Below are 23,867 nucleotides of genomic sequence, written 5' to 3'. Positions count from 1 at the left end.
GACGGCGGCCACAGATATCTCTTCCGGGGGCTGCTGCAAAATGAATGTGGCGAAAGGGGAAGGGCGTCCCCCTTGCTTGGCATGGTCCAATTTCAGTTTCTCAGCATACGACTGCCGAACAGTACGAACAGCATCGCTCAATTTTAGGACGCCTGAAATGGGCCGCCCGAAAATCTTCGGGGGTACGCAAAACAGCCGCACTGGCAAGGTCGGGTCGAGGGCTCTAGATCAGGCGATTGGGTGTGCGGTCTCGGCAGTTTCACGGATTTCTTCCTGGGGCAGAAAGCGATCGACGTCGATGGCGTCGATCTGATCGGCGTGCAAATGGCGCTCGGCGTAACGCATCGGCAGCCCTGCCTGCAGAAACAGTGCGAACAGATCGGCATCGATATGGCCCTTGTCGCGCAGCCTGGCGAGGATTTCGATCGACTCGGACAGGGTCTTCGCCTGCTTGTAGGGGCGGTCGGAGGCGGTCAGCGCTTCGAAGATATCCGCGATGGCCATGATGCGCGCCGGAATGGACAGCTGGCTCTTGTCGAGCTTTCGCGGGTAGCCGGTTCCGAGCAGGGTTTCGTGGTGGGTGCCGGCGTACTCGGGAACCCGCTTGAGGTTCGAAGGCAACGGTAGATTTTCGAGCATGACGATGGTCTGGATGATGTGCTCGTTGATCTTGAAGCGCTCTTCGGCAGTCAGGGTGCCGCGGCTGATACTCAGGTTGTAGAGCTCACCATGGTTGTAGAGATGCTCGGGCACGCTGACCTGAAAACCGTACTTGGGGTCGAACGCCTTGGTCTCGGGGCGCGGGAATATGTGATGGGGCTTGTCGGCCAAGAGCCGTTCGACCGCAGGCAGCGGCATTACCGGCAGTTCGGCGACGCGCGCCAACTCGGCGGTGGAGAGCCCCAGGCGATCATCGAAATGCCGCAGCCAGGTTCGTTCTCCCGCTGTGTGAAGGGTGCCCACATGCTCGGGGTTCATGAGCTCGCCGCCGATATTGCACCCGGCAATGAAGGCGAATTCATCCTGCAGCGTCTGGGCCAGTTGCCGATACTGCGCATCGGCCTGCGCCCGATCCTGGCCATCCAGCACGCGCTGCAGGCGCTCGATCTGCGCATCGCGCAACAGCACCTCGAAGCGCATGCGCACCTCGTGGATGCGGTTGTAGATCGTCTCCAGCTTGGTGGCCTTGTCGACCACGTGTTCCGGCGTGGTGATCTTGCCGCAGTCGTGCAGCCAGGCACCGATACGAAACTCGCGCCATTCGTCTGCGGTGGTGAAACGGAAGTGCTCCAGCGGCCCTTCGCTGACCTCGCTGGCGGCCTCGGCGAGCATCATCGCCAGCTCCGGTACGCGCTCGCAGTGCGCGCCGGTATAGGGGCTCTTGGCGTCGATCGCGCCGGCGAGGATTTCGATCATGCCGTCGATCAAGGCCCGCTGCGAATCGATGAGGTTGTGGTTTTCCAGGGCGACGGCAGCCTGGGAGGCCAGCGCGCCAATGAACGAGATCACCTGTGGCGAGAAGGCGATCACCTCGCCGGTGTCGACATCCAGGGCATTCATGAACTGCAGCACGCCGATCACTTCGCCGCCACGTGGCGCCAGCGGCACGGTCAGCATGGAGACGGTATGGAAGCCGGACTCGCTGTCGAAACCACGGGTGCCGCTAAGGTCGAAACGGCTCTCGGCGTAGACGTCGTCGATCACCACGGTTTCGTTGTGCAGTGCCGCGTAGGTCGACACATGCCGTTCGTTGCGCAGCCCGGTCTGCGGGTCGTACAGGGGGATTTCGAACGTCGGCAGTTCATCGTCCATGGAGCGCAACGCGAAGCGCAGCGTTTTGTGCTCCGTCTTCAGGTACATGGTGGCGGCCTGGGCATTACAGATGCGCTTGCCCTGCATCAGGATATGCCGCAGCAGCGCGTCACGGTCGCGTTCGGATGACAGCAGCAGGCCGTTCTCGACCAGGCTGGAAAGCTTCATCTGGGAGACCTGCAGCGCGTGGGTCTGGCTTTGCAGGGCCGCTTTCATCTCGATGTGGTTGCGATTGAGGGTTTCGATTTCGGCGAACATCGACGCGGGCGGCAGCTCGCCGGAAAAATCCATCTGGCGGATTTTCTGGGTGTCCTGCACCAGCAGATCGATGGTGCGATCGATGCTTTCCATTCCGTTGAGCACCAGCGGCATGGTGCACAGCACTATCACGATGGACAGGCAGAGCGAGACCGCTGGCGCAACACCCAGGGTAAGCGCCAATATAGGCCCCAGCTGCAAAAGCACGAAGCTGGCGACCACCAGCTTGCTGCTTCTGAACCGTAGCCTGAATCGCGGCTTGATTTGCCCTGATGACATACTGCAACCTGCGCTCGGGTCCCATCGCGTACTACTCGTACATCCGGCCACGCAACGCTGTGGCGGCTGGATGTGCAACGCTCAGTTCAACTAAGGGAAATAGAATGAAGAAGGAGATTACTGTGTTTGCTCGCTTCAGGATATGGCCACTTGCCAGTGCCTTGCTGGCCTCGGTAGCGCTCGCAGCTGAGCCAGCGACATCGATAGGTTACGTGATGAAGGTACAGGGAGAAGCCACCGTCAGCATAGATGGCACAACGCAATCGGCGACGATTGGCACGCCATTGTACGTCGGCAGCGTGGTAAAAACCGGTCCGGCAGGCTCGATGGGGGTGACCTTGAAGGACAACACCCTGATGTCTTTCGGCCCCAACAGCGAGCTGACCATCGATGAATTTCTCTTCGACCCGGCCCAGGACGACCTGAAACTCAGCGCCAAGATCACCCACGGCACGCTCGATTACGTTTCCGGCACCATCGCCAAGCTCAAGCCCAAGGCCGTCGAGATCAACACCCCGACCGGCACCATCGGCGTGCGTGGCACCCACTTCCTCGTCAAGGTCGACTGAGTTCGAGTACGGCAATGTCCACATCATCCACGCATGCAATCGCCGTTGTTGTCTTCGCATTGCTGGCCAGCGGCTGCGCCTCCAAATCCTATGTGGTGCTGGTGGAGAGCCCCGACGGAACCACAGGCGCCATCGAGGTCAGGACCGACAAGGGCCTCACGCGTGTCGACCAGAAGGGCTATGCCGTCAACCTCGACGGCAGCAGCGCCCAGCCGTTCCAGGTGGCCGAGCCCCGTCTCGACAAGGACTTTTCCGCGGCACGGGCGGCGCAGCCCGCGATGCCGAAAAGCTACCTGCTGTACTTCAAGACCGGCGGCGCCAGCCTGACCGAGAAGTCCCAGGCGGAAATTCCGGAAGTGCTGCAGACCGTCAGGGAGCGTGGGCCTTCGGCGGTGTCGGTGATCGGCCACACCGACACCGTTGGCAGCAAGACGTACAACGAAGATCTGGGGCTGTTGCGCGCCCGGGCCATTGCCCGGCAGTTGCAAGACAATGGCCTTCAGGCGCTGGAGCTCGTCGTTACCTCCCATGGCGAAGGCAACCTGTTGGTCGATACCCCGGACAACAAACCGGAGCCCGCCAACCGCAGGGTCGAAGTCACCGTGCGCTGAAGCCTGCACCGGCAGGCGTCTACTTGCGGGCCATCACCAGGCGGGTGCCTCGCTCGCCACTGCGCAGGCGCTGAAGGTGAAAGGCCGTCAGCCCGTCCCACGGGCGCTGCTCGCTCAGCGTCTCGAACACCGTCAGCGCCGTGTGATCACCGCGCTCCAGCAGAGCGTAGGCGGCCTCGTAAGCCTCGTCGCAGGTCCCGACCGGCGCCATCATCGCCTCGAGCGGCTCGAACACCTGCACGGCTTCGACCTTGCCCTTGAGCACGATTTCGCCAACGGGCCGCATCGGCACCTCGGGGCAGCTGTCACGAATCGCCTCGGACACGCACAGCAGGGTGCCGATCTGGCTGTTCAGGCTCTCCAGGCGTGACGTGGTGTTCACCGGATCGCCCAGGGCGCGGTAGTCGAAGATCATCGAGCCGCCGAAGTTGCCCACCACCACTTCACCGCTGTGCACCCCGATGCGCGTCTGGCCGAACTCGATGCCTTGCTCGTGCAACGACGCCACGTAGGACCGGGTAAAGCGATTGATCTCCAGCGCGCAGGACAGCGCCCGATGCGGGTGGTCGGCCTGGGGGATGGGCGCGGAAAACATGATCGCCACCGCATCGCCGACGATTCGATCCAGCGTGCCGTCATGACGGAAGGCGATGCCAATGACCTGTTCCAGGTAATCATTGAGCAGGCTGACCGCCGCCTCGGGAGTCCGGCGCTCCATCATCGAGGTAAATCCGGTGATGTCGGTGAACACGAAGCTGCACAGCTGCCGCTGACCACCGAGCGTCAGGCGCTCCGGGTGCGCCACCAGATGGTTGACCAGGTTGGGCGATACATAGCGTGAGAATGCCGTCTGTATCCAGCGCTGTTCGCGTTCGGCAGCCATGTGGCGGACGATACTGGCGGCGCCGTACACCAGTATCAGCCCGATCGAGGGCGTGAACAGATCGAGCAGTAGCCGGTGCGCCACGAAACCGTACCAGGCGCCAGCATTGAGCAGGGCGACCAGCGCCACCATCAGCACCGCCGATACCAGGGCGGGCGCATTCAGTGCCAGCAGCCCCAGTGCCAGGCTGCCCAGCAGCAGGGTCAGGCTCTCCACCGCCAGCGACCAGCCTGGCCGCAGCAGCAAGGTGTCGGTCAGCACCTGTTCCAGTGCCTGGGCGTGAACCTCCACCCCTGGAATGATCCCGCCCAGCGGGCTGAAACGCAGGTCCTGCAAACCCTGGGCAGAGGTGCCGATCATGATGATGCTGCCCGCAACGGGCGGCGCCGAGCCGTCCAGCACTTGCCAGGCAGGGATGCTGCGGGCCGCTCGGGGCGGGGAGAAATACACCCAGAGCTCGCCGCTGGCGGCAGTGGGAATCTGCAGCCGGCCGATATCGACACGCTGCACCCCGGCCTCGCTGCTGATGATCCGGTAGCGACCGGCGCGCTGTGAAACGCGCAGGGCCTCCGCCACCAGCGACGGGCGCAACTCGCCAGCCAGCGACACGAATAGCGGCACGCGCCGCACCACACCGTCGGCATCGGGCCGGAACGTCATGGCGCCGACGCCGCGAGCCGCCTGCTCCAGCTGCGGCAGCGGGCGGGTAGCACCCTGGAAGGCCGGCACGAACGGAACCGGGGAAGGGCCTTGCAGCACCATGCCAAAGCGACTCAACGGTGGGCCGAGCTCTTTACCGCGTCGCTCGGCGGCAAATCCGAGCACCGTATTGCCACGCTTCAGCACATCGGCGAATTGCGCATCATGGTCCGGCAAGGCTGCCAGCCCGGCGGCCAACTCGGCTGGCAACGGGTTGCCACGCAGAAGCTGGGAAGGCGAGGTGCGATCCGCTTCGGCGAACAGTACGTCGAACACCACGGCAGCCGCCCCAGCCTGCTCCAGCTTGTCCACCAGCGCCGCGACCTGGGTGCGAGCCCAGGGCCACTGGCCGATGCGCTCGAGGCTTTGCTCGTCCAGGTCGACGATACGCACTGGCGCAGCCTGGTAATCACGTGGCTGCCAACGTTGATACTGGTCGAAAACCGCGTTGCGGACTTTCTGTACCGGCAGCGGGTCGAGCAGAAATACCAGCAGGAGGCCCAGCAGGACGGCAAGGCAGAAGCCGCCGCCCACTGAAAACAGACGGAATCTAGGCACGCTCAAAGGCTCTGGGCAGGATGGAGAACTGCAAATGGGTGTGCCGAAGATACCGAAAAAAATGCCGCGCAGGTCGAGTGCCTCGCTTCGGCAACGTGCAAGGCCCCGATCCGGCCGGTAAAACCGACCTCGAGGCGCGTACGAACCGGCTCGATGCTGCAGGCGCTAGGCAGCCTGCGCTTTCAGTTTCAGCGCCACCAGTAGCGAACGCAGTTCCGCAGGCTGCACGGGCTTGGACAAGATCGGAATAGCGTCGTCGGCCAACTGCTCCTGTACATGGCGCACGTCGTGCCCGGTCATGATGATGGCAGGCACGTTGCGGCCGCTGAGTGCGCGCACATGGTTGATGCAGTCGGCCCCGGAGGCCTCGCGGCCGAGGTCGAAGTCGGTGACCACCAGGTCGAAGTCCGTCGACACGTCGGGTAGCGAGGTGAAGGTGGAGACCTCGCAGCCCCATTTCGTCAGCAGGGTGGCGGTGGCCAGCAGCACGTTCTGATCGTCCTCGATCAGGCACACCCGCAGCCCGTGGAGCATGCGAGGTACCTGGCTCACGCCCGTCGTGGGCGCGCTGCGCTCGACCGGCGCCGCCACCTGGTGCAGGCCGTCGATTGCCGCCAGGGTGCCCCGGCCCTCTACCGAGCGAATGCGGATGCGCAGATTCATCAGCGTGCCCAGCCGCCTGACGATCGTCAGCCCCAGGCCCATGCCCTCGACATCGCTGTCGCGCGCCTGACGCACGCGGTAGAACTCTTCGAAGATGTTATCGAGGTGCGCTTCGGCGATACCGCGGCCCTTGTCGTACAGCTCGATGGAGAGCCCAGTGCCTTTGCGCCGGCAGCCAATCAGCACGGGTTTGCCCGACGCGTACTTCAGCGCGTTGGAGAGCAGGTTCTGCAGCATGGTGGTCAGCAGGGCGTGATCGGCACGTACGTAGATCGGTTGGCAGTGCAGGCGAACATCGACTCCGGCCCAGCGAGCCGCCTCGGTGTTCTGCTGGATCAGGTGCTCCAGCAGCTTGTGCAGCGGCAGGGTCTCCATCTGCGGAGCCACCTTGCCGCTGTCCAGGGAGTAGATGTCGAGAATCGAACGGAACAGGCGGGCAACGCTGTGCAGCGATTTGTCGATGTTCTCGACCAGACGCTTCTGCTCGGTATCCAGGCTGCCGTCGCGCAGGCAGGCGGTGAACAGGCTGATGGAGTGAATGGGCTGGCGCAGGTCGTGACTGGCCTGCGCCAGGAACTGCGATTTGGCCAGGTTGGCGGCCTGCTCGGCCTCGGTCGCCCGGCGTGAGCGCTTGATCAGGGTGTGTATGTAGGCGGGCACCATCAGGGTAGTGAGCATCAGGGTGACGATCAGATACGGCTGCGACTGCCAATAGGTCGAAATGCCAGCGGTCATGAGCAGCGAGAGCATGGCCATGATGGTTGCCAGCAACAGGTAACCTGACTTGTAACGCAGCCCGTAGCCGACGGTCACCCAGAGCAGCACGGCATAGATCGGCAGCATGGGCGCGCCGCCTGCGGCGATCATCGCGGTAAGGCAGCCATAGTCAATGAGCATGGTGAGCACTCGCCTTGCCGGTCGGTTGCCGGGGCGGCGACGAATATCGACCCACAGCACCAGGGAAACGACGAAGCACGCCGTCATCAGCCAGAGGACCTGCAGGGCCAACCACGATTCTATGATCGATAGCTGATGGAGCAGCAGCGCGTAGCTGGTGATGATGGGGGCGATGATCAGACGCACCACCGCCTGAGAACGCTCGACGTCGTATACGGTGGGGGCGGTTGCGAACATGGAAACTTCCCGAAAGCCATTCGATTCGAATATCCGCCCACCTTAGTGCGCAGACTTTTGCAGGCGCAATACGACAAGGGCGTCACGGGGGCCTTTAGTACATTCGTACTATTCGGTCGCCAACACGCCCTGCCTTGAAACCCAGGCACCGTTTTCTCGTTCAGAGGCCTCTCGACGGTAGAGAGGAGAGGGCGATGGCTTCGAGAAGACGGCATGCAGGGGACCGCCTTCGATGCGCTGCAGCCCGTATTGACATATCGATAAATCTCGATATTATCGGCGCATGGAATTGATCGAAGTATTCAAAGCCCTCTCGAACCCTACACGCCTGGCAATCCTGAAAGGCTTGAAGGACCCCGCAAAGAATTTCCCTCCGCAGGATGAGGGTGACGTTCTCACGGTGGGCGTCTGCGTCAGCAGTATTCAGGAAGGTATCGGCCTGTCGCAGTCGACGGTGTCTGGTTATCTAGCCACGCTGCAGCGAGTGGGCCTGGTCGAAGTCAGGCGCATCGGTCAATGGACCTACTACAAGCGCAACGAAGCAACCATCGGTGCGCTTGCCGAGGTCATCGGGAAAGAGCTGTAATTTTTTACCGCAATATATCGAAATATCTCGATATCCCTTTTTGTCGATACGAGGATTCACCATGAAAGCCATGACACTCACATCATTCGGCGGTCCTGAAGCGTTCCAGCTGCACGACGTAGCCAAGCCCGTACCACCAGCAGGGCACGTGCTGGTCCGGGTTCACGCGACCTCCATCAACCCGCTGGATTACCAGGTGCGGCGTGGCGACTATGCCGACCTGGTGCAGTTGCCGGCCATCACCGGCCACGACGTATCGGGCGTTGTCGAAGACGTCGGGCCAGGCGTGACCCGCTTCGTTCCGGGAGACGAAGTCTGGTACACCCCGCAAATCTTCGCAGGGCCAGGCAGCTATGCCGAGTACCACGTCGCGGCCGAAAGCATCATCGGCAAGAAGCCTCCTTCACTGAGCCATCTCGAAGCGGCGAGCCTCACCCTGGTTGGTGGCACGGTGTGGGAGGCGCTGGTCGTGCGTGCGGTGCTCAGAGTAGGGGAGAGCATCCTGATACACGGTGGCGCGGGCGGCGTCGGCCATGTGGCGATCCAGGTGGCGAAAGCCATGGGCGCACGGGTGTTCACCACCGTGCGCCAAGCGAACGCCGAGTTCGCACGCAGCATGGGTGCCGATGTGATCATCGACTATGAAAAAGAGGACTACGTCGACGCCGTCATGCGGGCAACCGATGGCCATGGCGTCGATGTGGTGTTCGACACCATCGGCGGCAACACGCTGTCACGCAGCCCTGACGCGCTTGCGCAGCTCGGCCGCGTCGTCACGATCGTGGATATCGCGCAGCCACAAAACGTCGTGCAGGCCTGGGGCAAGAACGCCAGTTATCACTTCGTCTTCACACGGCAGAACCGCGGCAAGCTCGATGAGTTGAGCGCATTGGTGGAGCGCGGTCAGCTGCGGCCTCACATTGGCGCCGTCTATTCGCTTGCCGACATCGGGCTGGCCCACGCCCGGCTGGAAAGCCCCAACAACGGCATGCGAGGAAAAATCGCGATTGCGGTCGAGCCATCGCTCATCCCCTGAGTGCGTCCTTTCACCCGGCCAAGCCATTTTGGAGTAATGCCATGATTTACGAGATCGCTGTACTGCCCGTTCACGAAGACCGCATTGCACTGTTCAGGCGAGCCTTTGCCGAGGTCGCACCCTTGCTCACCCGCGCGAAGGGCTATTGCGGCCACATGCTGGCGCAGGGCATCGAAAGCCCCCAGCAATTCAACCTGATAGTGCGCTGGCAATCACTCGAGGACCACACGCCAGGTTTCGAAGAGAGCGAAGACCACCAGTTGTTCATGCAGGGCCTGGCGCAATACTTCTCGGCAGAGCCGACGGTTTACCATATCGAAGGGGCGGCTTTTGCTGCCGGCGAACAGGCCGATTCGAACAGCGCCGTCAGCTTGGGTAGTGCGGGAGCCTCAAAAGGCGTGTGGTTCTGAAGCGATGGGCTGTTTCGGAGATATCCAACCCGAAGCAAGCGGTGAACCGCCGGGTGCGAAGTCATGGGTACACGACCCGGATCAGCACGTGGTGGAGGGACAGGTGCGAATGGAAGGTTCTACCCACCTGATTGTCGTCAGCGGGTTTCAGTGCGAGGGATTCTGGTGAAAGACAGGTGTACGTATTACGTCGGTTGGGACGTTGGGGGCTGGAATTGCGACAAGAACCCCGCGAGTCGGGATGCGTTGGTCATTCTCGACTCGGCCAGAGCGCTCGTTGGCACCCCATGGAGGGGGAACCTGCGCAGGCTCTTCAACGAAGCGAACAGCGCTCAGGGCTTGGTCAAGGGAATCCTCGAACTGTGCCAGGTCCAGCCACCTCGGGGTGATTCATGCCGGTTGCTCTTCGCGATCGACACACCGCTGGGGTTCTCCAAAGGCTTCACGGATCTGATTGTTTCCAGGCGGGCGCCTGCGCAAATATTTTCCTCATCATCGAACCCTTATCTCCACAGAGAGACGGAGCGGTTTCTGTTTGAGCGAGGGCTGTCCCCGTTGTCTCCCATCAAGGACATGATCGGCAGTCAGGCCACCAAGGGTATTCATTTCCTTGCGCGTTTCGCACCGGAACTCGAAAGGTGTGGGCTGTGGACGGACGGCTCTAGCATCCACGCCATCGAGGCCTACCCATCGGCGTGCAAGCGATCAGCAAGCATCCGCGCGCTCCGCTTGCCGTTTTACGAGGATATTGATGGCACTGCCTCGGCAAAAGCCAAGCCCCGCGATGAGTTGTACCACCCGGATCTGGAGGACGCGCTGACCTGCGCGCTCATTGGGTGGGCATTCGAGAAACGACCGGATCTGCTGGCTCATCCGCCGCCTACCATCGACCCTTCTGAAGGATGGATCTACGTCCCGTCCGATGGTTTGAAAGAGGTGGAAAAGGGATGACTCGTTGCGGTGTTGGTGCCTGGTGTGAAGGGCGCCGGTCGACCCATAGCATCCCGCTCATCGGGGGGAATTACCAGATCGATACAAGTGCGTATGCACACTCCACATTTTCATCCTTCAGGATGCGATAGAACGAGCCGTTCGCCGGCTAGCGCCCGGTGGCTGGCCGGTGATGCGCTTGAAGGCGCGGCTGAAGGCCGCCTGAGAGGTGTAGCCCAGGCGCTGCGCTACGGCCTCAATAGGCAGTCGCTCAAGACTCAGCCACTGGCTGGCAAGGCGCATCCGCAGTTCCGTTGCATAGCGCAGCGGGGGGATGCCTACAGTGACCTGGAAGCGTTCCGCGAAGACCGAGCGAGAGATATTACATTGTGCCGCCAGTTCCGCGACGGTCCAGTCACGCGCAGGCTCCCGGTGCAAGGCCAAGAGCGCACTGGCCAGCCTGGGGTCGCGCAACGCGGCCACCAGGCCTGAGGCATTGCCGCAGGCGCACTCAACCCAGCCACGGACGATCATCGCCGCCACTACGTCGGCGAGACGAGCGAGGATGCCTGCGAAGCCGATGCGTGCAGAGCGAACTTCGCGCTCCATGGAGGCGAGAATCGGCATAAGCCCAGGGTAACGCTGGCCCCTGGCATCAATCAGCATCAGACCAGGCATCAACCCGCCGAGGCCTTGCAAGCTTGTGAGTTCGAACTCCATGCAGCCGCTGAAGATAATGGTGCTGGGGCTGACATCGGGGGAAGCATCCACGGCGCAGATCGCGTCGCCGAGGGGGACCGCGTCGAAGCTACCGATGTCTTGGGCGGGTACGTCCAAGCTTGAGAGAAGTTGATGGGCTTCACCCTGGGCGATGAACACCGCGTTGCCGGCCGACAACTCGTACAACGTGCCATCCGCCGCACGCAGGACGGCGGTGCCGACGGCAAGGAAGTGGAAGTAGGCGTGTCCTGGTTTGGCAGCAAAACCCAGCCCGAAAAAGGGGCCGGCCTGAATGCGGCGGTACTCGACGCCCCGCAGGCGCATGCCGCGTAACAGCTCGTTGATGAGATCGGACGATAAGGCGAACTGATCCATGGATGTCATTTCGGGGTTTTGGTCAAAAACTGAAGGCTTTGCATCATAGAACATCCTGCTCTGCGTCCATAGACTTCTGGTTGAGATTATTTCCAGAGGTATTTAGTGATGGGTAATAGGGTGTGTGACGTCGAGGCTGACGCGAGCTTTGGCACCAAGGCTGATGTAGAGCCAGCAACACCGGCCTGGATGGCGGTATTTTCGCTTGCGATGGGCGTGTTTGGATTGTTGACGGCGGAATACCTTCCGGCGAGCTTGCTGACGCCGATGGCTGTTGAGCTGGGTGTGTCGGAAGCCTTGGCGGGGCAGGCGGTGACAGTCACGGCGGTAGTGGCGCTGTTCTCCGGGTTACTGGTGCCAGGCTTGACGCGAGGGATCGACCGGCGCGTGGTATTGCTGTGCTTTTCCACGCTGATGATTGCCTCCAACTTGCTGGTGGCTTTCTCTTCCAGCCTGATGGTTCTGCTGATCATGCGGATTTTGCTCGGCATCGCACTGGGCGGCTTCTGGAGCATGGCGGCGGCAGTGGCGATGCGTTTGGTGCCGGCGACGCTGCTGCCGCGGGCCCTGTCGATTATTTTCAGCGGTATTGCGGTGGGCACTGTGGTGGCGGTACCGCTGGGCAGCTATTTGGGCGGGCTGTATGGCTGGCGCAGTGCTTTTGTGGCGGCCGCCGCCGTCGGGGTAGTGACGCTGGTTTTCCAGCTTTTCACGCTGCCACCTCTGGCACCGCGCAGGCCGGCCCGCTTGAGAACGGTGCTGGAAGTGTTGCTGCGCCCGGGCATTGCCGTGGGCATGTTGGGCTGCGTGCTGGTGCATACGGGGCACTTCGCGTTGTTCACCTATATCCGGCCGTTCCTGGAAAGCACAACCGGCGTGGGGGCCGAAGGATTGGCGCTGATGCTGCTGGGTTTCGGCGCCGCTAACTTCGTCGGCACCCTGCTGGCAGGTTGGCTACTCGAGCGTAGCCCCTGGGGGACGATGGTGATGATGCCTGCGCTGGTCGGCGTTGCAGCATTAGCCCTGGTTTTGCTGCCTGCTTCTGTGCCGTCTCAGGTGTTGTTATTGGCTCTCTGGGGCATGGCTTTCGGTGGTGTTCCAGTAGCGTGGTCAAACTGGGTAGCCCGGGCGGTGCCAGACCAGGCAGAAAGCGCGGGAGGAATGGTCGTAGCCTCGGTGCAGTCGGCGATCGCAGCGGGTGCCGCTGCCGGGGGCGCTATGTTCAGTTTCAGTGGCGTCGCCGGCGTATTTGTCGCTGCCGGAATCCTGATGCTGCTCGCAGCGCTGTTGATCGGGATGCGGGTCAAGGTCGAAGCGCCAGGGCACGGCGCAGGGGACAGGCCGGTTCTGCATCTTTAGGATGTGTGGTCACTTGTTGGGAGTCGGCGAATAGCGCCCATGGCCGGTTGCTATCGGCGGCCTTTGAGATAGAGCCGAACGTGACATGCTCCTGGATGAGGGAGAACCTGCTTGCAGGTCTATAAGCAACCCAGCTTGAGAACACAAAAAATTGCGCAGTTGAGGGAGTTGTTGGCTCTTTAAATGGGCAAGAACCTTGGCTGGCCGGATTCAGAGTTAAGTTCAAGACCGGTGACTCATTGATCTACCTTCACCAGGGCGACGAGGCCGTCGTATTGATTAATGAGCTACCGCCGGTAAATGTAGCCCTCGAAACCCGCGTTGTTACCTCAATTTAATGACAGCTAGAGGTGGTGCTGTTCATAAAGGGCCGCTCTGGCCGAAAACAGCCGCTCGGATGGGGAAGGGGTGGGCTGACAGCTATCTGGTTTTCGCCAGTAGCAAGTCACCAGACAATGGGCTTGTCGTCCCAAGCCCAGAAGGTTCCGCTGTCGGCCGGTCCATGTGCTCCTACCAACTCGATAATGCGATCCGCCGAGAACGCTGGTTCGAACAGTTGTCCATCGGGCACGTTCGCCTGGAATGGCTGAGACAGACCCGTGTCCGTCGTGCCTGGATGCACTGCCAGGACGGTGGAGGCAGGGTTCAGGCGTTTCAGTTCGATACTGGCCGTGTGTAGCAACTGGTTGAGCGCCGCTTTACTGGATCTGTAGCTGTACCAGCCACCCAATCGGTTATCGCCGATAGAGCCCACTCTCGCGGAGAGCGCCGCGAAGGTGGAGGGCTGTTTGCGCAATAACGGGAGTAGGTGTTTAAGCAACAGGATCGGCGCGAAGGTGTTGGTCGCGAAGCTCGCTTGCAGGCTCGCCAGCGTCACTTGTGTCAGGCCCTTTTCCGCTTTTGCACCGTCTTGATGAAGAATGCCTAGCGTGCTGATGACGAGGTGCAGGTGATCGCATTGTTCACGCGTCTCGCTCGCAAGTGCTTCGAGGGATCGCTCATCGCGCGCGTCGCAGTCGACGCGTTTCAGGCGATGGCCGTACTGCTTTCCAAGCTTTTCCAGCTCTGGGGAGGTGCTGGCTTGTCGCGCTACCGCCCATACCCGGGCCACGTCATCGTGAGCAAGTAACGCTGCGCACAGGGCCAAGCCGATACCTCGGCTGGCCCCGCATATGAGCACATCAGCTTCGCTGTCCAGTCCGGGGATCAAACTCATAAGGCACCTTGAGGAGCATGGCTGAAGTGTCAGTTATGACCTGAGAACCCGGAAAAGGGTAGCTTCGGTTCTATCTTGAATGGCTTCAAAAGACTGTAGCTGGACACCGATGCACGCGACGGTGCCCCTGTGCACCCAGGGCGATCACGTATCGATCAGCGGATTCTCCAGCGGTAAATGGCAGCCCGGTCGGGCTGCCGTTCACGCTGCTCAGTGCCCAAAGATCAGCCCAGCCACTGGACGTGGCCAAGGGCTGCCGTTGGCCTGAAGCCCACACTGCGTTGGAGACCTCAGGCACTGATCCAGTAGCCGGCCGGCTGGGCCTTTGCTGATCTGCGCCTCACGCCACCTCAAGCGCTTTAGCGATAGCTTCGTTGAACGCCGGGATGTCATTGGGGTTACGCGAAGTAATCAAGGTCCAGCCATTGGCCTGGCATTGCTTGACTTCAACGTCCACCCAACCGGCGGCACCGGCGTTTTCCAGATCGAGCCTGACACTGGGATAGGAGGTGAGGGTCTTGCCACCGATAACGCCAGCGTTGATCAGCAGCCACGGCCCATGGCAAATCGCAGCGATTACCTTGCCCGCATCGGCGAATTCCTTCACCAGGCGCTGGGCGTTTTCATCCAAGCGCAGCGTGTCGGCATTGACCGTACCGCCCGGGATTACCAGCGCATCGAAATCCGACGCCTTGAGGCCGGTCAGCGCAACCTGAGAGTCGACCGTGCGATCTTTCTCCGTGTCCTGAACGAACGTCTGGGTCGTTCCGCCGTCACTCGAGCCATGGGTGACCGAAGCACCCTGCGCCTTGAGCGCTTCAAGCGGTTTAACCAGCTCATCGCGCTCGATCCCCGTATTCGAGGTGATGAACAGTACTTTTTTGCCTGCCAGTTGATTACTCATGGTGGTCACTCAGTCCTCTCATCAAGGTAAAAAGGAAGCGTGCGGCTGATGATTCTTCCGACGCGTTGAAGATGGGAGGTCAGAGCGGTTTTGAAAGTTCATCCGGATTCGTCCTGAGCGCAATGCGATGGAAGAAGCCAGGAAAGTCGAGGATTTAACATTCGTGCCTGCAAGAATCGAGCAGGTAAAGCGCATCACCCGCGTGACCTGGAGCCACGGAAAGCAAGGTTTTCTGCGCCTTGAAGCTCGTACAGAGCACGTCTATGCGAATGTCGATATTGCGCGAGCAGGCGCCGGTGAGCGACTTGGCAACTGAGCGGGCAGGGTGAGGCGGGCGGCAGTCGAGCGCTGGGTGCCATTGGCCGAATGCTGCCGGTGACGACGGGCAGCATTCGGCCAGAAGCAGTCATTAACATCAACACGCTTAGAGACGGTCTGAAAAAGGCCTTTCTTGCAACAGTCAGCCCAACAACCATGCGGGTTACAAGGTTGCGATTTCACGAAATCCGGGCTTGTTCAGAGCATCCTTGGGGACAATTCCGTCCGCTTGGTTTCGCCTGTAATTAAGCAAATTAACGAATGCCAGTGCGCCAAGCTGATGTTTATTTCCAGCCTCAAACTATCGTTGTATATGCAACCTTGCAGGCCAACTCTGCAATCACCAATTCTTTGTCTTCGTCGGAATACTCAATAAACCTGGCCGCCAACAGCTTGGCTATTTCATGTCTATTCTTCATTAGTAACTTTGGCTTGAGATAAAGGCCAGCACCTAATTGCGCATAAATCTCAGGCACCTCTCTTTTAAGCTGCTCATCTAGCTCTGGGTCTTGGATCTCTATGCGTGTATCGCTCTCCTGCCAACGGTCGTATAGGTAGTACTTTTCATCGCATCTTACAAGCCTGCCTATGTACGGCGAAATTACTCTGCCATCAAATATGTTCACCCAGCTTTGTGCATCGAATGGACTGATGTCGATGCTTTCCAGGGGCGCGTGTAGGTACTCGTCCGTCGGAGGTGCAATGACAGTGGGTTTTTCTGCTTCTGGCAAGTCATTGTCATAGTAAGCAGCCAAAATGGCTTCATCTGCAGTCAGATCACTATAGGAACTGACAATGCGTTGGCAATAGGACGATTCGCCAAAATGAAGAAAGATTAGAAAAACTTCGCGTTGGCCACTTGACCACGACCAGACATAGCCAATGTCACCTTCAACGATATAGCTACGGCGGTATTGAACAGTGTAGTCATCAGCAAGGCACTGCAAAGCTATGCCCTTTGCCAGGCTTTGGTAATCTGGAACGTACCAGTCCCAGTATTTGCCAGCGTGCGGGACTGTGAGATTCTTACCAAATAGTGTCGCACCGCTGTTAATTAGTGAGCGAAAAGAGATAGGGTCGGTTACAGGGTTTCCGGCAGCGTCAAACAACCCGTATTTTTCTTCCAGCACTCTGAGCTCGCTAGGCTCCAGAACGCCGTAGTTGATGCCTTCAAGCCCCTGATGCCAGTTAGTGTAGGCACGCAGTGTGTGATGGTTGGGTTCGTCCTGCTCAGTTTGAGTTCGCCACGCTCTGTTCTGATCAACATACCAGAACGTTTCAGTTCCGTATTCGTTGTTTTCGTAAAGGCGATACCAACCGTTTTCTTCGAGCAAATTTTGGAGAAAGCTCACCACTTTCTTCGGGCTTAATTGGAACTCGGTTTCAGCACTAATTATCCGATAGAGCTCCGTGCGGGTCTGCTCAATGCCCACTATTTCGTTCTCGTTCAAAAACGCTAGAAGCTTGTCCAGGTTTTTGTCCTGAGATTTAGGGGTAATTATGACGAATGATCCTTCGGACATTACAGTTCCTTAATTTGGTTTTCACGGTAGTAAAAACTGCGAGTCTTGGTACGGCAGGCCTCTGACATGCTTAAGTAGCGCATCCTGCAGCAAATATACAAAAACGGACAAGAAATTGGGGGGATTTGCTCAGCGTGCTGGATGTCTGCTTCTGGCCGGTAGCTGCCTGCTGCCACCGGCTGCAACCGGCCAATAGCGGACAGCGCAAAACCGCTAACTTCGGACCTGCTAGGGAGCGCAAGCCGTTGGTGCTCTAACATGGGGCAATCGATAAGCACGGTAGAGCGCCTTGCCAATAGGTGCCGAGAAAAGCACCGGCCACAAGACCGGGGCTTTTTGTGGGCATCTATTCGGCAGGAGTCTAAAGCGGCCTTATTGCTCATCGCACCCAGCGTTGCCACAGCTTTCCAGGCACTTCTGGTTGGCGGCACCCATACGCTCGACATCATTGCAGGCATAGACCTGGAACCAGTTCTGCTTGGCGACGCGGCAAGCTTCACTCTTGTACGGCACGGTGACGTGTTGCTGTGGCTCCTCTGGTGAGCACTGGTAGGTGGCATCGAAGGTTTTCATTCCAGCATCGGCGGCTACCTGGGCAACGATGTCGTCCAGCTGTTGGCTGCGCTCGGCATGGCCCGGAGTGCTGCTAATACCAGCGATGTTCTGCAGGGTTGCATTAGAGGCGTCGGTCTCCGAACGACGGGCTACTGCTGAGCTCCCCTTGAGTGCACTGTTGGTGCCCATGCTGGCACCACTCAGCGCCGACACCGCGGGCTGCAAGCTCCCTGCATTCTGTACGCCGAGGTTCTGTTGTGCGGTGGCGATGCCTCCGGCTTGGCCGTCGGTGAGAATATCGGCCGCCATCCCGGTGATCATTTGGTTGCGGATTTCGCTGGAAACTCCAGATACCGAGCTGACAGCTCCCGCGCCAATACCAATAGCCATGACCTTGCCGAACAGGTCAGCACCGCCCGAGCCAGTTTGCGCCTGCTGGCGAGCTGCAGCTTGTTGTTGAGCTAGCTGCTGTGCCTCCTGATTGGTCGCCATCTCACGGCGCAGGCGATTGTTTTCCAGCCGGGTCTTGTACAGGGCATCGATGCGCTCTCCCTGGGAGTATTCACAACGCTCGGGACTGCCATCGACAGTGCAGACTCCATTGCCGTCGGGAGCGAAGCTGCTCATCTCGCCTTCATAAATCGGGCTTTCATTGATGCTCACTTGGCCCTTGGTGAAGCCCAAGCCACCGTTGACTGCCACCATGGTGCCTCGAATCTGCAGGCCGGTGTCCAATCTGGACCAGGTGACGGTACCAGCAGGAACGCCTTTCTTGAACGGGCCGGAAATGCGTTCCAAACCGGATGCATCGTAAGCATCCACAGTGCCTGACCAGCTGTTTTGTTCGCAGGTACCACTTGCGAGGCGCCAGCCAGGGAAGCCGCACGACTTGGCGCTGGCCAGTTGAGCGCTGGACATATGGCGGGACCCCAGCTTGCCATTGCTGACCATGGCCTGAGAAACCTTGCCATCAGGTGAAGTGACCTGTACCAGGCCATCATCCAAGTGGCCGAGGTCGAAGTTCCCCTGTACCTGCTCGCCGTTGGCAAAGCGCATGACGCCTGGGCCGTTGGCCAGGGGGAAGTTGACGATGCCTGCCGCATCGAAGTGAATATATTGCTTGGTGGCCTCTAGATGGGGAAGGCTGTAAGTCACGCCGTCAAAAGCAATGTTGGCGTGTTTGGACTGTGTGGGCAGGCTGCAGGTGCCGGTCCAGGTATTGCCCTGAGGATCGCCCAAGGTACAGGTGCTGCCTGGGAGCAAATAAACTCCCATCGAGAAGGAGACCATGGTGAATTTGTCGGAGCTGACCGTCCAGCCCGCAGGTGAGGTGTAGGTCCCTTTGGGACCGGCCATGCAGCCGGAGCCGAACGTCAGGCTCCCATTAATTTGTCCGCGAAACAGCACCGTGCCGTTGGGGCGGTAGATTTCCCCGTCGCCCTCAAGATAGCCGGGCTGGGGCGTTCTGAACTCACCTTTGCAGGTTACATTCAGGTTGCCGCTGAAGTCGAACCAGCGCCCCGATCCCTTACCCTGTGGTACGCCGCCTTTCCACTCGCCGCTGTATTCGAAAGCCGAGGTGGCCGGACTGGTCTGAAAACGGTGGGTATAGACGCCATCGGAGATACCGGTTGGCATTGCTGCTGGCGTGAATTGCGTGCACCCGACGAGAAGCATGGACATCGCGCCCAGGAAAATGGTGGTGCGTGATGAGGCGAGCAGGCGCATATGGCACATCCTTGATTGGTTTATCGGATCCGAAGTTTCGCTCGCCGCCTGCTTTAGGAGAGGCGCGGATGAGAGCGATCGCAGATTGCCATATTCCGGGAAGGGCTCAAGCGTGAAAGGCTCGACTTTTATTGGTACGTTTGGAGTCTCGAGGAGGCAGTTAGCTCTTAGTCTTGCTTGGCCTATCGAGACCAACAGCTATTGGCCCAGAGTGTGTAAAAACGTCCGGATAAACCCCTGCTATGATTTCTGAGAAATTTGTCGCGAGGGAAGCCCGCGCAGAGGTTTATCCAAGGTGAGTACCGAGGTCACAGCAACTTGCTTCCCGAGAGCCTCGGTGATTACCTCAGCGAGACTAATGTGGTGCGGGTGGTCGATGTCTTCGTCGATGTATCTGCCTCTCTTCCCATCTGCATGAGGCGCTCGATGTCTAGCCGATACTCCCCATCTCCTACCAGAGCTGTCCTAGACCTGCAAAACGCACGTTCGCTTGTGGGAAAGCGGCTGAGTGTGCTGCTGCACGACCAGTACTATTTCAACGACGAGAAAGATCCGGGATATATAGGTTCTCTAGAGTGGCGTTTTGGCGAGCAAGAAGTTCTATCCATGTATCTCTTGAGTGATGGCCAGCGAGTCGGCTCGGACTTGTTGCCTTCTGATACGCCGGCTTCCTTTGAGATAGAGCCGAACGTGCCATGCTCCTGGAAGAGGGAGAACCTGCTTGCAGGTCTATCAGCAACCCAGCTAGAGAACACAAAAATTTGCGCAGTTGAGGGAGTTGTTGACTCTTTAAATGGGCATGAGCCTTGGCTGGCCGGATTCAGAGTTACGTTCGAGACCGGTGACTCATTGATCTACCTTAATCAGGGCGACGAGGCCGTCGTATTGATTAATGCGCTACCGCCGGTAAATGTAGGCCTCGAAACACGCTTTGTTACCTCGATTTGATGACAGCTAGAGGTGGTGCTGTTCATAAAGGTCAGCAATTGGCCGGTAGCTGCCCGTCGTCACCGCCTGCAATCGGCCAGAAGCGTCGCACGGGAAGGTGACTTTCTAGCGGAATCACGTGCTGAAATTGCCCGTTTGCTAAACTCTTAAACTCTCGAAGCAACCATCAGTACTCCCAGGGAAGCAAGCACCAATGGAACTGACATTGAACGCCGCACGAGCATTAAGAGATGGTGGCATCGATGCCATGGCTGCCTTGGATCAGATGCTGATCCAGACCCTGAAATACCTCCCTGCAACACAGCATGCAGACATCAAGCTCGTTACCGGCCGGCTCATGGGCGCTGTCGCGAAGGAAACAATTGAAAAGGCCATTACGGCTTTCCCTGAGCTGAACCCGGACGACGAAACCTGGATTTCGGTGGCGATCAGCAAGGGGCTCGAAAGATCTTCAGTACCTTAAACATTGGCAAAGTGTCTTGCACACATGTCGCCAGATCCGTACTCAACTAGCCTCCAGCTCCGACCGCTCTTCATAGCCGCTGGCAGGTAGCTACCCCTCGAGAAAGCCCACTATCGCCGCCGAAAGCGGCCGGTTGCGAGTTGCTCGCTCTCGGCCGGCAGCTTCCATATCTACCAGCAGCATCCTCGCTGCCCTCCGAAAAGGCTGCTCTCGCTCCGTGATCTGGAACGTGGCCCATTCGGTTTTCACCTCCGGGCCAACCGGCCATAATGGCGCCTGCTTCTCCACTCAACCTGGCTGCCGCCATTGCGCAGCAGCGCGACTCTGCAAGGAACGCTCATGAGCTTTTTCCGGAAGCTGTTCGGACTCTCACCCAAACCCGCCACCGAGGCAGCATCGCCAACGCCACAGGCGGCGCAGACGCCTGACAGCGAGAGCCTCTTCGACGCCGCCAACCAGGCCGCACGGGAGGCCAGTGCCGACTGCCTGGCTCGCCACTGGCAGTCGGTCGGCAGCGTCGAACAGGATGTGCTGGGCTACCTCATGAGCCCGAGTTTTTCCGGCGGCCCGTATTGGCCCTCCACCCGCCAGGCCTATCGCATCGTGCGCCGCGGTGACGCCATCATCCTGGCAACCGAAGGCCTCTCGGATCCCTTCGACGATGAAGAGGGGCAGGGCAACGGCTTCGAGATGGAGCTGTTCCTGGAAACCGCCGATATCCCGGAGCATGCCCGCGGCAAGCCGGGCGAGGTCGACCCGCTCAGGTACAGCTGGGCCTTTGAGCTGATCAAGCACGTGGCCGGCACCGTGGCCAATGCTGGCGGCATCGTCAATCAGATCGAGCAGTACGGCGTGCTGTCCCTGGAGTTGCCTGGCCTAAGCCAGTCGCACTACATGAGCGAGCAGATTCCCCCTGCATTCGTCAGCGGCGACGATGCCGTGGGCGTACTCATCGGCGGCCCGGCGCCTGACTTCGCGACGCGCCTGGATGACATGCCGTTGTCGCCCGTCACGCTGATGCCCGTGGTGCTGATCACCGCCGCGGAGCTCGACTACGTGCGTGCTGGCGGGGGCGCCGCCCGTGAGGATCTGGTGCAGCGCCTGCAGGCGGCCGGTGTCGGCCACCGCAGTAACCTGCAGCGCGCCAGCGTGGTGTGAGTGGGCGGGCTGCTGCCTGGCGGCCTGACCTTTCAACTTCACCAATTCATGACTCGAGTGCCGACAGATGTTATCCGCACAGCAAGCCTGCTCAATCGTCCTTGGCCTCTGTGAAGGTGTCACCAGAGACGGCAAGCCGGAGCGTTTTGCCATTCAGTCTTGCGAGCTTTCGGCGAAAGGCGACTATTGGGTGATCTGCTGCAACAGCGAAGACTACGTAGTGCACGGCAAGACCGAATACTGTTACGTCGGCGTCAACGCCCATCTCGTCGACGTCACGACCGGTGAATGTGAAACAGTGGCCAGCTGTTTTTCGGTTGAGCAATACCTGCAAGACAAAAGCGACCGTCAGGCCGCCGCTGGCAACAGCTATGTACTTTGCCCGGCCTTCTCCCGTGAAGATAAAGCTGCAGTGATCAACCTGCGACGAAAGCTGTCGTGCTCATACCCGGACAGCTTTGTCCTGCTATCGAGCACCGGCCGACATTGGCTTACCGGCATACGCAGGTACCTCGAAGATGCCCAGCGAATGCTCGCGGGCGAAGGCATCACGACAACCATCGAGCTAGACCCAGACCCGAAAGGCGCCATCGCCATCGGGCCGGAGGCTTGGCACATCGATAGCGTGCTAAAGGCTGTTCAGAAAAAGCTCGAAAGGGACGATTGACGAGAAAGGCGAAAAATTCTTCTCTGCCACAGCCGGCCTGAATGCTTGGCAGTGAGAGACGCCAGCATGGAGCGGGCAGGGCAGATGGCTGCCGTGCCCCGCCCCAATCTTCAACCCTTGCGCGCCTCCCGCACCGCTGCCTTGTGAGCCGCCCTGACCAGATCCCAGGCATCCGCGCTAAGCAGGTAAGCGGCTTCGCTTATGTGTTGCACGTCCAGGGCATCTGCCTGAGTGATGTTCATGGCGGCGAGACTGTGCAGCAGGCCGCGCACCGCTCTAAGCCGCTGTTCGACGCTTTCCTGCAGATCCATGTACGAGCAATTGCTGTCGATCAGCATTACCGCTGTCGTGGTTGGGTTGCTGGAGAGTGGGAGGAGGTTAGTCATGGCCCTGGCCTCCGTTCTGGTGACCATCGCGGCGGCGTGCGGACGGATTTAGGGCGTGTTTGTGCTTCATGGGTTGGTGCTCCTACTGTTCGATAAGAGCTGCCACGAACCGTCGCCAAACGATCATGGGTGGCAGCCGTGCGCAGGTTGGCGAACCGGGACAGTAGGCACCCGGCAGACCCGAAGGTCTCCCACGCACGGCCACCATAAAGCAGCACTGCGGGCACAAAAAAAGCGCCTGCAATGGACTCTCTGGCGCTTGTGCGCCTACTGAAGTTCGGGTCGCCAAACCCGGTCGCTGAATTTGCAGCGACGTGCGCAGGTTAGCGTGGCAGATGTTCGAGGGCAAGCGGGTGGTCGGCTCAGTAGCGGCGGTTGTTGAGCGCCTGTGTTGGATCAGGCTGCTACGGAGCGAGGTGCAGAATGGAAGTGGTCGAGTCGAACAGGGAGATAAGGCTTTTGAAGGTTTGAAAACCTGCTGCTCGCGGGCTGTTTCTGATTCATACCGGCAGCTTCTGGCTGGTAGCTGCTACCTGGGACAGGCTGCTGTCGGCCAAAAGTGGACATTGGCGACGCTTTATCTAGCGTGTATTTGAGATTAAGATCTAGCTCAGGAGATGGCATTCCTCCTTAACCGCCTCTGGCTAATGATGCCTACGAACCCTGGAAAGGGCCGTAGGCTATTGCGCGCTTTCCAGTATCACCCCCTCTTCTGGAAAGCCTCTATGTACAGCTCTCTGCTTGCCGTCATCATTGGCGGATCTCTCGGCTGTGTTGGCCGTTGGGTTTTGTCGATGAAGCTCAACCATCTGTTTCCGAACCTCCCGCTGGGCACCCTGTTAGTCAACCTGATCGGTGGATTCATCATCGGAATGGCGATGGCGTTCTTTGGCCGCTTTCCGAACCTTGACCCAGCGTGGAAGTTGCTGATCACCACGGGGTTCTGTGGTGGGCTGACGACTTTTTCCGCGTTTTCTGCCGAAGTGATGTTCATGCTTCAGCAAGAGCGCTTAGGGTGGGCGGCGGTCACCATAACCACACACGTGCTGGGCTCGTTGCTGATGAGCTTCGCCGGCTATTATGGCGCTACCAAACTTTCGTAGAACCCACTAAAAAAGG

The 23,867-nt window shown here is 59.6% G+C and carries 22 protein-coding genes and 1 riboswitch; of the genes, 13 read left to right on the top strand and 9 right to left on the bottom strand.

All coding sequences use genetic code 11. From position 1 onward, the window contains the following. Window positions 1-228: 228 nt before the first annotated feature. Window positions 229-2,349, bottom strand: coding sequence for an HD domain-containing phosphohydrolase (locus FHR27_RS11330; RefSeq protein ID WP_179538613.1), 2,121 nt, complete (start codon window positions 2,347-2,349; stop codon window positions 229-231). A gap of 104 nt (window positions 2,350-2,453) precedes the next feature. Here FHR27_RS11330 and FHR27_RS11325 point away from each other — a divergent pair, with 104 nt between their 5' ends. Together FHR27_RS11325 and FHR27_RS11320 are read left to right on the top strand one after the other, a co-directional pair. Continuing rightward, on the top strand, window positions 2,454-2,918 hold the full coding sequence (locus FHR27_RS11325) for a FecR family protein (protein ID WP_042554345.1): 465 nt from the start codon (window positions 2,454-2,456) through the stop codon (window positions 2,916-2,918). Between the two features lie 14 nt (window positions 2,919-2,932). Further along, the gene (locus FHR27_RS11320) at window positions 2,933-3,529 is read left to right on the top strand and encodes an OmpA family protein (protein WP_179538612.1); all 597 of its coding nucleotides are present in this window, start codon (window positions 2,933-2,935) and stop codon (window positions 3,527-3,529) included. Between the two features lie 19 nt (window positions 3,530-3,548). Here FHR27_RS11320 and FHR27_RS11315 read toward each other — a convergent pair whose 3' ends face one another. Both FHR27_RS11315 and FHR27_RS11310 read right to left on the bottom strand, forming a co-directional pair. Further along, on the bottom strand, window positions 3,549-5,669 hold the full coding sequence (locus FHR27_RS11315; RefSeq protein ID WP_179538611.1) for a CHASE2 domain-containing protein: 2,121 nt from the start codon (window positions 5,667-5,669) through the stop codon (window positions 3,549-3,551). A 165-nt stretch (window positions 5,670-5,834) separates the two neighbouring features. Further along, window positions 5,835-7,466, bottom strand: coding sequence for a hybrid sensor histidine kinase/response regulator (locus FHR27_RS11310; protein WP_179538610.1), 1,632 nt, complete (start codon window positions 7,464-7,466; stop codon window positions 5,835-5,837). Between the two features lie 283 nt (window positions 7,467-7,749). Here FHR27_RS11310 and FHR27_RS11305 point away from each other — a divergent pair, with 283 nt between their 5' ends. The 4 genes from FHR27_RS11305 to FHR27_RS11290 all read left to right on the top strand — a co-directional run bounded on the left by FHR27_RS11305 (window position 7,750) and on the right by FHR27_RS11290 (window position 10,449). After that, complete coding sequence (locus tag FHR27_RS11305; RefSeq protein ID WP_042555548.1) at window positions 7,750-8,052, top strand: ArsR/SmtB family transcription factor; 303 nt, start codon at window positions 7,750-7,752, stop codon at window positions 8,050-8,052. Window positions 8,053-8,113: 61 nt separating this feature from the next. Beyond that, window positions 8,114-9,088, top strand: coding sequence for a zinc-dependent alcohol dehydrogenase family protein (locus tag FHR27_RS11300; RefSeq protein ID WP_179538609.1), 975 nt, complete (start codon window positions 8,114-8,116; stop codon window positions 9,086-9,088). A gap of 41 nt (window positions 9,089-9,129) precedes the next feature. Then, a complete protein-coding gene (locus FHR27_RS11295) occupies window positions 9,130-9,498 on the top strand; it encodes an antibiotic biosynthesis monooxygenase family protein (RefSeq protein WP_179538608.1) in 369 nt (122 codons plus the stop codon). 399 nt (window positions 9,499-9,897) lie between these two features. Beyond that, window positions 9,898-10,449, top strand: coding sequence for a hypothetical protein (locus tag FHR27_RS11290; protein ID WP_257026887.1), 552 nt, complete (start codon window positions 9,898-9,900; stop codon window positions 10,447-10,449). Between the two features lie 117 nt (window positions 10,450-10,566). Here the strand turns inward: FHR27_RS11290 and FHR27_RS11285 are convergent, their stop codons facing one another. Then, window positions 10,567-11,532 carry an AraC family transcriptional regulator gene (locus FHR27_RS11285; RefSeq protein ID WP_179540090.1) on the bottom strand — a complete coding sequence of 322 codons (966 nt, stop codon included), beginning with the start codon at window positions 11,530-11,532 and terminating at the stop codon, window positions 10,567-10,569. A gap of 99 nt (window positions 11,533-11,631) precedes the next feature. On the opposite strand from FHR27_RS11285, the gene FHR27_RS11280 reads away from it, so the two are divergent. Beyond that, a complete protein-coding gene (locus FHR27_RS11280) occupies window positions 11,632-12,882 on the top strand; it encodes an MFS transporter (RefSeq protein ID WP_179538606.1) in 1,251 nt (416 codons plus the stop codon). 445 nt (window positions 12,883-13,327) lie between these two features. On the opposite strand, the gene FHR27_RS11275 is transcribed toward FHR27_RS11280, so the two are convergent. Together FHR27_RS11275 and FHR27_RS11270 are read right to left on the bottom strand one after the other, a co-directional pair. Next, complete coding sequence (locus tag FHR27_RS11275; protein ID WP_179538605.1) at window positions 13,328-14,098, bottom strand: SDR family NAD(P)-dependent oxidoreductase; 771 nt, start codon at window positions 14,096-14,098, stop codon at window positions 13,328-13,330. A gap of 340 nt (window positions 14,099-14,438) precedes the next feature. After that, window positions 14,439-15,002: a type 1 glutamine amidotransferase domain-containing protein gene (locus FHR27_RS11270; protein ID WP_179538604.1), complete on the bottom strand. Its 564-nt coding sequence runs from the start codon at window positions 15,000-15,002 to the stop codon at window positions 14,439-14,441. Between the two features lie 127 nt (window positions 15,003-15,129). On the opposite strand from FHR27_RS11270, the gene FHR27_RS11265 reads away from it, so the two are divergent. Next, the gene (locus tag FHR27_RS11265) at window positions 15,130-15,318 is read left to right on the top strand and encodes a hypothetical protein (protein ID WP_179538603.1); all 189 of its coding nucleotides are present in this window, start codon (window positions 15,130-15,132) and stop codon (window positions 15,316-15,318) included. Between the two features lie 298 nt (window positions 15,319-15,616). On the opposite strand, the gene FHR27_RS11260 is transcribed toward FHR27_RS11265, so the two are convergent. Next, complete coding sequence (locus FHR27_RS11260; protein ID WP_179538602.1) at window positions 15,617-16,843, bottom strand: hypothetical protein; 1,227 nt, start codon at window positions 16,841-16,843, stop codon at window positions 15,617-15,619. 372 nt (window positions 16,844-17,215) lie between these two features. Next, window positions 17,216-19,126 carry a hypothetical protein gene (locus FHR27_RS11255; RefSeq protein WP_179538601.1) on the bottom strand — a complete coding sequence of 637 codons (1,911 nt, stop codon included), beginning with the start codon at window positions 19,124-19,126 and terminating at the stop codon, window positions 17,216-17,218. A 510-nt stretch (window positions 19,127-19,636) separates the two neighbouring features. On the opposite strand from FHR27_RS11255, the gene FHR27_RS11250 reads away from it, so the two are divergent. The 4 genes from FHR27_RS11250 (at window position 19,637) to FHR27_RS11235 (ending at window position 22,362) form a co-directional block, all read left to right on the top strand. Then, window positions 19,637-20,074 carry a hypothetical protein gene (locus tag FHR27_RS11250; protein WP_264650076.1) on the top strand — a complete coding sequence of 146 codons (438 nt, stop codon included), beginning with the start codon at window positions 19,637-19,639 and terminating at the stop codon, window positions 20,072-20,074. A gap of 193 nt (window positions 20,075-20,267) precedes the next feature. Continuing rightward, window positions 20,268-20,537, top strand: coding sequence for a hypothetical protein (locus FHR27_RS11245; RefSeq protein ID WP_179538600.1), 270 nt, complete (start codon window positions 20,268-20,270; stop codon window positions 20,535-20,537). A gap of 339 nt (window positions 20,538-20,876) precedes the next feature. Further along, window positions 20,877-21,695: a suppressor of fused domain protein gene (locus FHR27_RS11240; protein ID WP_179538599.1), complete on the top strand. Its 819-nt coding sequence runs from the start codon at window positions 20,877-20,879 to the stop codon at window positions 21,693-21,695. Between the two features lie 67 nt (window positions 21,696-21,762). After that, window positions 21,763-22,362: a hypothetical protein gene (locus FHR27_RS11235; RefSeq protein ID WP_179538598.1), complete on the top strand. Its 600-nt coding sequence runs from the start codon at window positions 21,763-21,765 to the stop codon at window positions 22,360-22,362. A 110-nt stretch (window positions 22,363-22,472) separates the two neighbouring features. Here FHR27_RS11235 and FHR27_RS11230 read toward each other — a convergent pair whose 3' ends face one another. After that, window positions 22,473-22,748 carry a hypothetical protein gene (locus FHR27_RS11230; RefSeq protein WP_052493845.1) on the bottom strand — a complete coding sequence of 92 codons (276 nt, stop codon included), beginning with the start codon at window positions 22,746-22,748 and terminating at the stop codon, window positions 22,473-22,475. 604 nt (window positions 22,749-23,352) lie between these two features. Then, a riboswitch (Fluoride riboswitch) is annotated at window positions 23,353-23,412 on the top strand. A 61-nt stretch (window positions 23,413-23,473) separates the two neighbouring features. On the opposite strand from FHR27_RS11230, the gene crcB reads away from it, so the two are divergent. After that, the gene (gene crcB, locus FHR27_RS11225) at window positions 23,474-23,851 is read left to right on the top strand and encodes a fluoride efflux transporter CrcB (protein ID WP_042555814.1); all 378 of its coding nucleotides are present in this window, start codon (window positions 23,474-23,476) and stop codon (window positions 23,849-23,851) included. Window positions 23,852-23,867 lie beyond the last annotated feature (16 nt).

Source organism: Pseudomonas flavescens (genome assembly GCF_013408425.1).
Taxonomy (GTDB): Bacteria; Pseudomonadota; Gammaproteobacteria; order Pseudomonadales; family Pseudomonadaceae; genus Aquipseudomonas; species Aquipseudomonas fulva_A.
This window is presented reverse-complemented; position numbering and strand designations above follow the sequence as displayed.

Bases quoted from the DNA above. Each gene is read 5' to 3' on its own strand.
- FHR27_RS11330 (WP_179538613.1), bottom strand. From the start codon at position 2,349: ATGTCATCAGGGCAAATCAAGCCGCGATTCAGGCTACGGTTCAGAAGC.
- FHR27_RS11325 (WP_042554345.1), top strand. From the start codon at position 2,454: ATGAAGAAGGAGATTACTGTGTTTGCTCGCTTCAGGATATGGCCACTT.
- FHR27_RS11320 (WP_179538612.1), top strand. From the start codon at position 2,933: ATGTCCACATCATCCACGCATGCAATCGCCGTTGTTGTCTTCGCATTG.
- FHR27_RS11310 (WP_179538610.1), bottom strand. From the start codon at position 7,466: ATGTTCGCAACCGCCCCCACCGTATACGACGTCGAGCGTTCTCAGGCG.
- FHR27_RS11305 (WP_042555548.1), top strand. From the start codon at position 7,750: ATGGAATTGATCGAAGTATTCAAAGCCCTCTCGAACCCTACACGCCTG.
- FHR27_RS11300 (WP_179538609.1), top strand. From the start codon at position 8,114: ATGAAAGCCATGACACTCACATCATTCGGCGGTCCTGAAGCGTTCCAG.
- FHR27_RS11295 (WP_179538608.1), top strand. From the start codon at position 9,130: ATGATTTACGAGATCGCTGTACTGCCCGTTCACGAAGACCGCATTGCA.
- FHR27_RS11285 (WP_179540090.1), bottom strand. From the start codon at position 11,532: ATGACATCCATGGATCAGTTCGCCTTATCGTCCGATCTCATCAACGAG.
- FHR27_RS11280 (WP_179538606.1), top strand. From the start codon at position 11,632: ATGGGTAATAGGGTGTGTGACGTCGAGGCTGACGCGAGCTTTGGCACC.
- FHR27_RS11275 (WP_179538605.1), bottom strand. From the start codon at position 14,098: ATGAGTTTGATCCCCGGACTGGACAGCGAAGCTGATGTGCTCATATGC.
- FHR27_RS11270 (WP_179538604.1), bottom strand. From the start codon at position 15,002: ATGAGTAATCAACTGGCAGGCAAAAAAGTACTGTTCATCACCTCGAAT.
- FHR27_RS11265 (WP_179538603.1), top strand. From the start codon at position 15,130: ATGGAAGAAGCCAGGAAAGTCGAGGATTTAACATTCGTGCCTGCAAGA.
- FHR27_RS11260 (WP_179538602.1), bottom strand. From the start codon at position 16,843: ATGTCCGAAGGATCATTCGTCATAATTACCCCTAAATCTCAGGACAAA.
- FHR27_RS11255 (WP_179538601.1), bottom strand. From the start codon at position 19,126: ATGCGCCTGCTCGCCTCATCACGCACCACCATTTTCCTGGGCGCGATG.
- FHR27_RS11245 (WP_179538600.1), top strand. From the start codon at position 20,268: ATGGAACTGACATTGAACGCCGCACGAGCATTAAGAGATGGTGGCATC.
- FHR27_RS11240 (WP_179538599.1), top strand. From the start codon at position 20,877: ATGAGCTTTTTCCGGAAGCTGTTCGGACTCTCACCCAAACCCGCCACC.
- FHR27_RS11235 (WP_179538598.1), top strand. From the start codon at position 21,763: ATGTTATCCGCACAGCAAGCCTGCTCAATCGTCCTTGGCCTCTGTGAA.
- FHR27_RS11230 (WP_052493845.1), bottom strand. From the start codon at position 22,748: ATGACTAACCTCCTCCCACTCTCCAGCAACCCAACCACGACAGCGGTA.
- crcB (WP_042555814.1), top strand. From the start codon at position 23,474: ATGTACAGCTCTCTGCTTGCCGTCATCATTGGCGGATCTCTCGGCTGT.